Raw genomic sequence first — 13,466 nt, 5'->3', positions numbered from 1 at the left:
AATAGTAGAATTTATTTTAAATATATTTATTCTTTCTCCTATTTTATGCATTCAGCGGAAAGCCTTATCTTTATCAACTACACTATGGCCGACTTCCCAAACCTATTTGAAACTGCTAAAAACCCATCTGAAACCTATATAATTACAGATTTTAAACCGGCCCTTTTCAATACGGTCTTTATATTAAAACACAGTTCCGCCCAGGCAGATACCACAGCACCAGGTTATTTTAATCTCGTGCCACAGCATATTTCTATTGGTTATGCTTCTTTTCTAAATCCTGGCAATGCCATTAAATTTCCACAAGCCGATGTGCGGCTTCATCAAAACAACCTAATTTTATCCTGCCGCTGTACCGCCATTAAAAACCGGCTATGCGAACATCAGATGCAGGTATTGTTTAACCTGATAGAACGGCCGGAACTCAGGATCTTTTTTGACCAGCAGCTCAGACATGAAAAAATAAGAGCATTCGCAACCGCCTATGGTCTGGAGAATGAAAGTCCTGATGATTTATTTACCATCGAATACGGAAATAAAAAATTCGAGATCATTCCGGTGATCAAAGACCTCCTTCCTATTACAAAAGAGAATAATAACCTGATCAAGGAGCTCCTATTACCGAAACCAGGACTCCCATTCCTAAAACATAACCCAGTAGAAGAAGACACCAATAAAATCCTTGTTTTAAAACAGCACCGTTACTACTCCCATTTCCAGGCCGACCTACTAGAATGTACACTCACAGCGACTGGTAAAATACGTAACCCTCTGAAGCAATTGAATGCAATGGATTACATATGGGCCACCGAAAACCCCGAAGAACTAAAATTCTATACTGCTATTTCCAAATTCCAGCAGAATTATGAAACCGCTCAGGCAGAAGCCGATATCAATGGACTAAAAGCCCTGGTCAAAAACCCTCTCCAGCTGGATGTATTTTACCATGACCCAAAAATCTCTCCTAATTTAACAATCAGCTCCATTATTCCTGTTAAACTAGAAAGCCTTCAACTTGATATTCATCTGGCCGTTAATCTCACCAACGGCTTCTATACCATTTCAGGTGAACTTATTTTGGAAAACAAAGCCTACGATTTAAAACTCCTCAATATAAAATTCAGCTACTTTATCTTTTACAACGGCATCCTATACCTTATTGACAACCCAGATTTCCTGAGAGTTGTGGACTTCTTCAGGCAGAATAATAACCACCTGGTTATCCACGAATCGAAATATGCAGACTTCAAAGAAGACATCCTCTCTAAGCTGGAGAATAAAATTCATATCAATTACTCTTACCTGAAACCCGCAACTCACGAACAATTAAAAGAAACCCACTTTGACCAGTCTACAGAAAAGATCATTTATCTTTCAGACTCTGAAAACTACGTTTTAATTACTCCCGTGATGAAATATGGAAACGTTGAGGTTCCTGTCCTGTCCAGAAAGCAAATTCATGCCGCAGACCATGCCGGCAATATATTTACCGTAACCCGTGATGAACAAGAAGAGCTTCAATTCATCTCTTCCATGACCCGGCAACACCCCCACTTTGAAGAACAACTCGACAAAGACTGCTTTTACCTGCATAAAAAACGTTTCCTTGACGAAGGATGGTTCTTAGCCGCCTTTGAAGAATGGCGCCAACAAAACATCACCATATTGGGCTTTAACCAATTAAAAGGCAATCACGTTAACCCTAACAAGGCTAAAATAACCATAGCCGTAAACAGTGGCCTCAACTGGTTTGACACTGCATTTGAAGTTACATTCGGCAACCAGAAAGTACCACTCAAACACCTGCACAGATCAATCAGGAACAAAAGCAAATTTGTAAAGCTCGGTGATGGCACCATGGGGCTGCTCCCTCAGGAATGGATTGACCGGCTCACCAAATACTTCGACGCAGGAGAAATCGTTGACGAATCCATCCGTACCCCGAAAGTAAACTTCACCGAAATCACAGACCTTTACGAAGACGAAGTACTATCAGCAGAAGTAAAACTTGAACTATCAGCCTACAAAACTAAGATCGCTGACTTTAAGAACATCAAAAAAGTAGAAATCCCTGCTGCCCTGAACGCCACACTCCGTGACTACCAAAAAGAAGGCCTGAACTGGCTGAACTTCCTTGATGAATTTAACTTCGGTGGCTGCCTGGCAGACGATATGGGACTTGGAAAAACCATCCAGATCATTGCATTCATACTTTCCCAACGCAACAAAGGGCACCAAAACACCAACCTCATTGTTGTACCCACTACCCTGATCTTTAACTGGCAGGCAGAAATAGCAAAATTTGCCCCCGACCTTAAAATCCACACCATATACGGCGCAGATAGAATAAAAGACCACGAAGACTTCAGCAGTTATGAGATCATTCTAACCTCTTACGGAACCCTGCTCTATGACATCAGCTGGCTTAAAAAGTACTTCTTTAACTACATCTTTCTCGATGAATCCCAGACCATCAAAAACCCTGACTCCCTGCGTTACAGCGCAGTCCGTCTGCTGCAATCCAGAAATAAAATTGCTATAACCGGTACCCCGATCGAGAACAACACCTTTGACCTCTACGGACAACTCTCCTTTGCCTGTCCCGGACTACTCGGCAGCAAACAATACTTCAGGGATCATTACTCCTCCCCAATAGATAAATTCAAAGACACCCGTGCGGCTACCAACCTAAAGAAAAAAGTAAGTCCATTTATCCTGCGCAGAACAAAAAAAGAAGTAGCCTCAGAACTCCCGGACAAAACTGAGATGGTGATCTACTGTGAAATGGGAACTACTCAAAAAAACGCATACGACGCCTGCAAAAACGAATACAAAGACTTCCTGCTATCTAAAAAAGACGACCATGAAGAAAAGCACACCCTACACATCCTCAAAGGCTTAACCCAGCTCAGACAAATATGTAACTCCCCTGCCCTGCTCAAAGACAACCTTCTTCACGGTGCCACCTCTTCTAAAATCACGACACTGATGGAAGAAATAGACAGCCACTCACCCCAGCATAAAATCCTGGTATTCTCGCAATTCGTTACCATGCTCGACCTGATCAAAAAAGAACTCGAGCACAAAAATATTCCATTCGAATACCTCAGTGGAAAAACAACAAACAGAGAAAAGAAAGTAGAAAACTTCCAGCAAAACGACAACATACGCGTCTTCCTCATCAGCCTGAAAGCAGGCGGAACCGGCCTCAACCTCACCCAGGCAGACTATGTATACCTCGTAGACCCCTGGTGGAACCCAGCCGTAGAAAATCAAGCCATCGACCGCTGTTACCGGATCGGTCAAAAGAAAAATGTGGTCGCTATCAGATTAATCTGTCCAAACACCATCGAAGAAAAGATCATGAAACTTCAGGAAACAAAAAAGGAACTCGTTAACGATATCATACAAACCGATACCTCCCTCTTAAAATCACTATCAAAAGCTGACCTTATCGAACTATTCAGTTAACCATCGGCAATCCTGGAAGCAATCCAATCAGTAAACCATAACAATTCTGAAAGCAATCCTAAGGATATCAGCACCGAATAATCCAATAAAGCAACCCTGATAACAACCCATTCGGGATCAAATCATAAACTTGTGGAGCAGGCTCTTTTTTAAGCATAAATTTTGACACGCTAAACAGAAAGTCTTTGCTGTCACGGATGTTTTTATGCCTGTGGAATTTGCGATGAAAGCTTTCAATTTATAGGGGAATGACTCGGCCGAAACAAGGCCGGGCTGTTCGTAAATAAATTCAAAATAGCTAAATAATAAAGCTATATCGCCCGGGTACTGCCTGAGTACTGGTCGGGTACTCGTTAGGGTAAGACCAAGGTAAGAGCAAGTTGAGTCCATGGCAAGTCCAAGTCAAAACAACTAGTTGAAAAAACATGGACTTGCCATGCTTACAGCCTGTTTACAACCTGGTGTCACCCCGACCACCACTCAAGCACAACCAAATCATAACTAGTTGAAGATTAATGAAATTATAATTTTCCATTGGACTAACCCACGGACAACTGCGGACAATTGCAGACAGCTGCGGACAATTACGGACATTTTTCACGCATCAGGATAATCTTTAACACGAATAGCTTACATTGGTGGAAAGGCATTTATTTATTATGGGAAGTTTAACGGGTAAATTTTCAAGGGGAATCCTGGACGATTTCATTTTTAAAGCAGCAGTTTGGACTACAGATTGTTTCAAAAGTTCTGTACCGGGCACAAGGAAACAAGCAATGGAAACCCAAAGCCATCAGAGAACTTTCGGAAAAGTAGCAAGCCTGGAAAATCATGATCTTTCCTTTCCTTAAGAATTCAGCTGAAGCGTGGACCGATCTTATCAAAGTAACCAGGAGCGTTTAATACTGATAAATTGAACTATAAAATCAGGAAGTAATTAGCTTATTAAAGAATCCTAACCATCTGCTTTGAACTAAGTAAATATCAAACCCAAAACTTGAAATTTAATCCCTAATCCACAAGTTTATGACTTGATCCCCCTTTCGCCAGTTTAGAGAAATAAAAAAACCCTATAAGTGTTTTCCAGACCTTATTCCCGTTCGGGGAATACCAGTCGGAAAACACTTATAGGGTTTTTTATTATTTCCCTTTTACAAAGCCCCCATTCAGGGAATACCAGTCGGAAAACACTTATAGGGTTTTTTATTATTTCCCTTTTACAAAGCCCCCATTCAGGGAATGCAAATCAGAAAACACATATATGGTTTCAGAGCCCTAAATCGCAGTAAACTTATACGTCAACCCCTCCCCCTCACTAGAAAACGACAACCCATGCTCAACCCCACCCTCACTCACATAAACCTTTCCCTCCGCAAAACCAGGCAACCCCTTCTTACTCACCTGCTCAAAATAACTCTGAAAATCCTGCAACAACCCCTCCTCACTCTTCGGCGCATTCGCAAGCGTCTGTACAGGAAGCGAAGACGACCTCATCTTATCCAACCCCAACATCATAATATCAAAATACCACGAATCCGTCAACCTCATAGCCTCAATAGCCAACCCATCCACAAACCCCAGTAAATTATGTCTGAAACTAGTCCCCTCATCCATAAAAAACCTTAAACCCGTAGACTTCGTCCACTCCGCACGCTCCCCCACATCCCCATTACCACTCACCCCGTAAAAAGCCACCAAATACTCCAGCGACCCCGTTACAATCTTCTCCTCATGATTTATATTCTCATCCAGCACCTGTTGAGAAACACTGCCCATTAACCTGTCAAAATACGTAGAATCACCCGTAAAGCTCATACCCGAAACCTTTACCCCAGGTAAACCACCACAACCCCTTCGGGCCAGGATCCCACTCTTATAAATTTTTATATTCAGAGCCTCTTCCGTTCCAGACTTCACCGTAATTAACACCTGCTCAACCTCAGACTTATCCATTTTCAAATAAAATAAAATAAAATATAACAACCAAACCACCCGATCCGCAAAATTACAATTAAAATTTAGCTATCGCAGTTATATTCGTAGACTGACAAGCATTAAACACCCCCAAAGCACCACCAGAAATATTGCTTAGCGGATTCGCAGGATTATCAGTCTCCTGCCCAATCGTCGCATTTAAAGTCCGGTAATAATCATAAGTACCCTTATCAATACACTGCAACTCCACCCGCATTAAATCCCCATTATTAATTAGCGGATTACCAAACTTCTTATCCGTCTCATAATAAAGATCATTATCGAAAGTCCTGCCATCCATCGCCTCATCATTGCGTACAAAAGAACCCTTCACCAACACACCATTTACCCACTGTCTGATTCTGTAATAATTCCCCTTACCCACCGGATCAGTAAAAACCGGCACCATAAAAATCTTGTCATTATCCAGCTCAAAACGCTTCGCATAAAGCTTATCCACCTTAACCGCCTTCAAAGGAATCGTAGAAGCCGCCACATAAACCTTCCCACTCAACTTTACCGTCAGCTGATAAGTATGCCCAGCAACCCCCTGTAAAGCACTCGTTGCATAAACCCCAGCACTCTTATTCGTTAACGTCTCATTTACCCCCGTGGTTACATCCTTAATTTCGACCACCGCATCATTGCGGCCCACAAAATTATTATCACCACTAAAATCCTTCGTCTCCGAAACACTCACCTGATAAGGGCCCGCATTTGCAGTCACCTCACCCTCAATCACAATTTGAATAGCCGAACCATCCAGCTTCACGTCAATCACTTTTTCACAAGCACTGAAAATAAACGGTAATATCAATAAACAGAAAACACCAATACTGCGTCTCATCATTTTTAAAATTTAAAGTTGTAAGAAAAAGAAGGAACGAACCTGAACAAAGAAGTCTGTACAGCCTGCGTACGAGAACGATCATCAGGATTATCACGGAAAGTAATCGCATAAGCATTCTCACGCCCATAAGCATTATACAACCCAAAAGCCAGTTCAGAAGAGAAATTTTTACGCTCCTTTAACTTGCAGGTAGCACTCAGATCCAACCTGTGATAAGCAGGCATCCGGTAAGCATTACGCTGCGTATACAAGAAAACCACCTGGTTATCCGAATAATATTTACCACTTGGGAAAGAAACCGCGTTGCCCGTATAATACACAAAAGTTGCTGAAAGCGACCACTTCTTATTTACCTCATACATCCCCACAACAGAAAGATCATGCGTCCTATCCTGTCTCGCAGCATACCAATCCCCATCATTTATCCCATCAATCATTTTTTCCGAACGCGATAAAGTGTAACCAATCCAGCCCGTCAAACGACCCGTCTTTTTACGTAGCAATAACTCAATCCCATAAGCCCTGCCCTTACCAAATAAAAGCTGAGGCTCAATCGGATCATTACTTCTCACATTCGCTCCATCCCTGTAATCCACCTGATTATTCATCACCTTATAATAAGTTTCCGCACTAAACTCAAAAGCATTGTCCTTCAGATTACGGAAATAACCCAGAGAAACCTGATCAGAAGTCTCCGGTTTGATAATATTATTCGTGGCTACCCATTTATCAGTCGGGCTGCTCGTTGCAGAATTTGATAACTGGTGAAGAGATTGCGTATTTCTCGCATAAGCAGCCTTAAAAGAAGACACTGCATTCAGCTGATAAGCCGCCGAAAACCTCGGTTCCACATTTAAATAAGTCTTTACAATTTTACCCTTACCATAATGAAGCGTATCTACAATCGCACCAGCTGGATTCAGTGTATAAAAATTATTGTCTCCACCTAAAACAGAGAAAGCACTTACACGTACCCCATACTCAACCTTTAAACGATCAGAAGCCTTCCACTCGTTACTCGCATAAGCAGCATTTTCCCAACTATGGGTATAAGGTTGGCTCTTCAAAGTAAAATCACCACTATACTCACCCGGTTTAATCGTATGATAAATAGAATTTACCCCAAACTTCCACGTATTATTTGTATTCGGATAAAAACTGAACTCCTCTTTTAAATTCCAATCCTTAATCTGAGAAGTGATCTTTCCATTGAACGAAGAAGAATTAGTCAAATCAATATTATAACGGTAATCACTATAAATCAATGAAGTATTAGCAAACAACTTCGGACTGAACTGGTGATTCCATCTTAAAGTAGCCGTTTTGTTCCCCCAATCCAGGCCGAATAAACCACCAAGACCAAGCTTATCCTGACCAAGATAACCAGATAAGAAAACTTTATCATTCTCCCCAAACTGGTAATTGGCCTTCAGGTTTAAATCATAAAAGTACAAAGCACTCTTTTTGATTACCGTATCACTGCTCGCCTTTAAAAAAGCATCCACATAAGTACGTCTGGCACTAATTAAAAAAGAACCCTTATCCTTCACAATAGGCCCCTCAACAGTCAGCCTTGAAGCAATAATCCCAATTCCCCCATTCACACTCAGCTTCTGGTTATTTCCCTCATTCATCTTTACATCCATCACCGAAGACAAACGTCCACCATACTGCGCAGGCGTATTTCCCTTATATAAGGTTACATCCTTAATCGCATCAGAATTAAAAGTAGAGAAGAAACCCAATAAATGGGAAGGATTATAAACAATAGCCTCGTCCAGTAAAATCAAGTTCTGATCCGCAGCACCACCTCTCACAAAGAAGCCACTGTTTCCTTCACCAGCCGATTTTACCCCAGGTAAAAGCTGTACGACTTTAATCAGGTCACGTTCCCCAAAAAGAACAGGAACCCTGTCAATCTCTTTCATGCTGAGTTTTTCAACGCCCATTTTTGCAGAACGCACATGCTCATCCTTCGGTGCCGCAGAGATCACGACTTCAGAAAGATTGTTATCCTGAGGAACTAAAGAAATTTTAAGTTGTATATTTTTGTCCAGATTAATGGCTCTGGTATCTAAAATATACCCTACAGAACCAATCAGTAATTTATAGCTGCCGCTTTGCGTAGTCAGAGAGAAAAAGCCGTATTCATTGGAAGTTGTAGAAACACTAGTGGCTCCATCCACTTTGATTGTCGTTCCAATTAATTGTTCACCCGTCTGGGCGTCTTTCACATAACCACTTATGGTATGTTTCGTTTGCGCGCTGATCTCAAAAATAGTTAGAAAAATCAGCAAAGGTATAAGGTACAGTGCTTTTATAGTCATTTAATTTAAACGGTTTTGGGAAATATGCGCTAAACTAAATAAAATCGCACGCAGAATCTTTTAAATCTGCAAATAAACATTTCTTATTTATTAAATATCATGCTAATATAGTGAACTCAAGCGTTGCTACATCAGCTAAAATGACCTGATCTCCATGTTTTAAACTATAACCGATTTGCGTTGAATTTAATTTATGCACCGTCTCATCTTTCGCCACTCTTACTTTGGTTTTATTTCCCGGAGGAACCCCACCCTCATCAGCATATAACTTGAAACAAGCCTGTTGCTGATCCCATTCCAGATGCGCATGCTGCCTGCTGATATATTTATTACGCTCCTGAGCGTCTGCCGGAAAGGCGATCGTATTGATCCTGAAACTCCCATCACTTCCCTGTACATTGCTTTCTCTGCCTATATTAATACGTCCCATTCCTGCCTCAATCTTATAAACTTCCTGTTCAGCACGGCCAGTAATCACCTTTAAGCTTGCAGTTAAGCCAACTGCAGTATTCACAGGCGAACCAGAATTTTTCAGCACCAGCCCTACTTTCAAGTGCTTACGTTCAATAACACTTTCCGGAAACTCAGCTACATAATGTACTGTTAACTTCCATCCTTCAGGAAGGTCTAAAGCAAAATTATCAGCAATACGCTGTACTTCCTCCTGAAACTTTTCAGGCGCAGCACTATATAAAGCAGTTTCATAACTAAACAACTCTTCAGCGCTCGCCCTTACAAAAAGCGCTAATGATTTTAAATACTTGCCCTCGCCACCATCAAGTTGCTGCAACTCCTCTTTAATAAACTGCAAAATCTCATCTCTTAACCCCTTCGCATCTAAAGGCGTATCCACTTTATTTTTCTTAAAAAAATCAAACATCTTTATATAATTAATTTATACTTTTCATATATCCCTTACGCACCAGCAAAGGAATTACAGTTTCGGCCGCAACCCTTACAGCCTCCGAAGAGCCTTTTGCCGACTCCACCCGGATACACACTACGGTATAACCTGGTTCAGCAGCTTTAGGTGCAAAAAACACATACCAGCCATCATTAACCTTCTTCTTTTTAATAATCCTTTCAGGCGTACCCGTTTTACCTGCTACAGAGATTCCAAATACGCCAGCCTTACGTGCACTCTGCTCAACCATATACTGTTTTAACAGAGCCGCAGCTTCCGGATCCTTAGCCAATACCACACCCTCTCTTTGCCTGATAGTCGAATCTGCCAACTTCAAGACATAACGGTTAGGCACTAAAACTCCTCCATTCGCAATAGCTGAACCTAAACGTGCCATAGCAGCAGGTGTAGAAATTAATTCCCCTTGCCCCCAGGCCATACCTGAAATACCCGTTGCGCGGTTTTTGTAAATATTGTTTGGATTATAAGCGCTGCTGAATTCAGTTTTACGCCACAAATCAAGCCAGCGCTGCTCCTGTTCTTCATTCACAGATTTACGGCTATAATAATAACCGCCAACCCCATGCAAAAACATACCCGTTTTCAAATACAACGCTCCCATTTGCTCCTGCAAGTGCTGTTGGTTTGCCAATTTGATAAAATAAACATTGTTTGATTTTACAATAGCCTGTTCCATATCAATCAGTCCTGTTTCATCTGGCTCAGCACCACGAGTACGAATTCTTTCATTCGCTTTAACCAGGTAAGTTTGCTTTGCAGCAGCCAACCCTAATTTATTAAAACCAGCCATAGCGGTCAACAATTTAGCAGTAGAACCAGGCTGAGTCGCAATCGCGAAACCCGGGTCAGCTGTAGTTGTCCAGGAATCCAGCTTATTCTGATCCGGAAGACTCATCGTCAACTGCTCCCAATTCTTAACCGGAGGCAAAGGAAAAGCCGCCGAAGCCAGCACATCTCCTGTATTAGCAGACATAACCACTACAGAAACCCTGTTTTTACTCAACTTAGGATCATTCGCTAAACCAGCCTGCAAATGCGTCTGTAAACTGGCATCCACACTTAACCTCACCTCCCTGTTACGCTTTTTAAAAGTCTGGATCTCTGCACTGTCTAAACCAGAAACCAATAAAGAAGTCAATTCAGCATAATCCTTCTTAAGCACAGTCATTTCTTTCGGCCCTCTTGGCAAAAAACGATCCTCTTTATAACGGGAAGCAATCAAGGTATAACTTGTCAAAGGCATTTTAAATCCTCTTAGTTCTGCCGCATGTTCATACTCCGCAAAATACCCGTTGATACCACCACTAAATACTCCGGTATTTGCATCACCAGTCCAAAAGAACATTTGTTCCTCAAAGGGATAATAACGCGTCACCCTTTTATGTCTGGCAGAATCCAGTTTATAATCAACTGCACCAGCCTCCCGTAACTCCTGCATTTGCTTTTTAACCAACTCAGGGTCACTCGTTGCTAAAATTAAACCTGAACGGTCATAGATAGTTCCCGCTTCCAGTTTTTTCATTAAGATCCCTATCCGCGGATTATAGCTGAACATCCGGCTTCCGCTTTTATCAGCGACTAAAGCTGGCTTAACTACCCATGCAGGTGTATTAAAACTATAACGCGAAATATTGATTACCAACAATAAGATAGCCGCACAAGCAGCAATTAATGCCGGAACCAGGTTTTTATCCTGCTGTCCGGTCAAATATTTCATCTGTACAGCTGTTCCCCTAACCGAAGAAGCTGACAATAAGAACCCGGCAGCGACCAGATTAATGACCAGAGAAGATCCGCCATAACTCTCAAAAGGAAGGGATACCCCCGATAAAGGCAGTGCGCCAATCGATCCGCCGGCAATCAGTAAAAACTGAATGAAAGTACAAATACCGATACCTGCGCAAATATAAAACAAGAATGGAGTTCCCGTTCGCCGGCCAATAATGATCGAACGATGCAAATAGATTAAAAATAAGATGAAGACACAGGTAATCCCAGTCCACCCAAACTCTTCCCCAATCGCAGGAAGAATCATATCCGTATGTGCTTCAGGAATAGTTTTCGCAAAACCCTCACCCGTACCCTGTCCGGTAATTCCACCAGTAGCAATACCCCAAAGGCCGTTTGCAACCTGATCTCCCCCATAAACTTCATTATTCCACGCATCCTGCCAGATTGCTTTTCTATCAGCCAATCTCGCTACCGGGCCAGGAACAATTTTATCCAGATAAGGAATTTTATCAATCGTTAAAAAGGCTGTAATCACAATCAATGCCATCACTGCCGACTCGCTCATAGATTTGCGTTTCAACACATGGTATAAGACTAAAACAGCAAAAGTAATTAAAGCATCAAGCCATACATTCCCTACAAACCACGCCACCAGTACATATAGCAGCACAAATGCCGCCATCTCCATAAAGTCACCTCTTGAGAAAGAGAAAAGCAGGATAAAAGTGAAACAGATCACGATTGCCGGGCCAAGATCTCCTAGCAGTAAAAACAAGAACAGCGTAAATAAGATAGCTGCCAATGCAAAAGAGAAAAATGACCAGCGTTTTTTCCAGCTCGAATACGTAGCAATGAACTGCTCATTCTGCGCAAAGAAACCAGCTAAAAATAAGACCACAATATATTTAACCACCTCACTTGGCTGTACACCTAACAAATTCACTTTTACACCGCTCCCCTCAGGCCCGCCACCAAATAATAACGTACCCCCTAAAAGCGCAATTGCCAATGCAATCCAGGGCCACCCATTAGCTGCTGAACGGTCTTTGAAAATCAGTAAACGGTATACACCAGAATCAGCCGTAAAGCGTTTGATATTCAAAAATAATAACACACCTAAACCAACAACACCAAAATACAAGAACCCTAAAGAATCAACTGCCAGAAAACGATCTCTCACCGGATCCTGCAAACTCAGTAATGTCAGAAAAGACAAACCAGTCAATAACATTAAAAGCGGCAACATCAATTGATCAGCCTCCGGAAATTTAAAAGACAACAGCAAATGTATCAGTAAAAAAGCCAGTAAAAAACCACCCGCAACGCACCAATATCCAACTTTAAACTGCTCAGGTGTCCGTACAATTAAAGCCCCGTCATTTTTCAGCAGCGTAAACTCACGCGAAGAAAGCAACCTGACCATATGTGGCATTTCACTAAAATTAAGTTGCTTTGAACCATTGAGTTCCTGTACACCCTTAACCTGTCCAAACTCAGCATCTGGTTTTAAAGGAATAACCTCATAAGCTTTTCCTTCCGGTAATTGCGTGAAGGAGTACTGACCAGAAGCATCTGTACGTGCATAAATCCTGAATGATTTCGCCTCTATACTATCCGAAGGAAGAACAGTCGACAACCTCACCAGAACACCAGCTACCGCATCCCCTTGATGTTCTATCTTACCCTTAATTACCCCGTTGCCCATCCCTGCAGATTTAACCGCAGGCATTGCAGGCGCATTATTTTTTTCCTGAGTATAACGAACTTCATCATCCCCGGTAAATCCCAGCAATGACCTCGACACAGCCACCCTTTTCTTAAAGGCAGATCCACCATTGCGATAAGCGTCATCAGCCAGCACATTAAACCTTCTTTTATTCAGATCACCGACATTCGTAAAAGACAAACCCTTCGCCTCTTGCGCAGCAATAGAATTACGCACAACTTCTACGTCAAGCGGATCTTCCAGATAGTATCCCCTGGTTAGTAATCCTTTCACAGCTTTAGCTGGCTCAGGTGCATTTAAATTCACCACCGTTCCATCTTTAAGGCGTTGATCTACCTCCTTAATCCGTCCCTGCAATACACCAAATAACCTGACGAACAGCACCACCATTAAAATAGCGATCAGTCCTAAAAACAAGCGTTCCTGCCCTCTACCTTTAGCTTCAGTCTCTCTCTTATCCAT

Annotated in this window: 7 protein-coding genes; 2 read left to right on the top strand and 5 right to left on the bottom strand. The window is 42.0% G+C overall.

The features are described from left to right. The first annotated feature begins 84 nt into the window (after positions 1–84). Positions 85–3,471, top strand: coding sequence for a DEAD/DEAH box helicase (locus tag AY601_RS03625; RefSeq protein WP_068407111.1), 3,387 nt, complete (start codon positions 85–87; stop codon positions 3,469–3,471). A gap of 659 nt (positions 3,472–4,130) precedes the next feature. After that, positions 4,131–4,322 (top strand): hypothetical protein, encoded by a 192-nt coding sequence (locus AY601_RS03620; protein WP_068396572.1) that lies wholly within the window; start codon positions 4,131–4,133, stop codon positions 4,320–4,322. A 424-nt stretch (positions 4,323–4,746) separates the two neighbouring features. Here the strand turns inward: AY601_RS03620 and AY601_RS03615 are convergent, their stop codons facing one another. The 5 genes from AY601_RS03615 to AY601_RS03595 all read right to left on the bottom strand — a co-directional run bounded on the left by AY601_RS03615 (position 4,747) and on the right by AY601_RS03595 (position 13,466). After that, positions 4,747–5,424 (bottom strand): hypothetical protein, encoded by a 678-nt coding sequence (locus AY601_RS03615; protein ID WP_068396569.1) that lies wholly within the window; start codon positions 5,422–5,424, stop codon positions 4,747–4,749. A 58-nt stretch (positions 5,425–5,482) separates the two neighbouring features. Next, entirely contained in the window at positions 5,483–6,295 is an 813-nt protein-coding gene (locus tag AY601_RS03610) for a DUF4249 domain-containing protein (protein WP_068396566.1), read from the bottom strand. Between the two features lie 2 nt (positions 6,296–6,297). Continuing rightward, positions 6,298–8,622, bottom strand: a complete 2,325-nt coding sequence (locus tag AY601_RS03605; RefSeq protein ID WP_068396563.1) for a TonB-dependent receptor — start codon at positions 8,620–8,622, stop codon at positions 6,298–6,300. A 97-nt stretch (positions 8,623–8,719) separates the two neighbouring features. Further along, a complete protein-coding gene (locus AY601_RS03600) occupies positions 8,720–9,502 on the bottom strand; it encodes a hypothetical protein (protein ID WP_068396560.1) in 783 nt (260 codons plus the stop codon). A 10-nt stretch (positions 9,503–9,512) separates the two neighbouring features. Continuing rightward, a complete protein-coding gene (locus AY601_RS03595) occupies positions 9,513–13,466 on the bottom strand; it encodes an FtsW/RodA/SpoVE family cell cycle protein (RefSeq protein ID WP_068396557.1) in 3,954 nt (1,317 codons plus the stop codon).

Origin of the sequence: Pedobacter cryoconitis (genome assembly GCF_001590605.1) — a bacterium.
GTDB lineage: Bacteria > Bacteroidota > Bacteroidia > Sphingobacteriales > Sphingobacteriaceae > Pedobacter > Pedobacter cryoconitis_A.
This window is presented reverse-complemented; position numbering and strand designations above follow the sequence as displayed.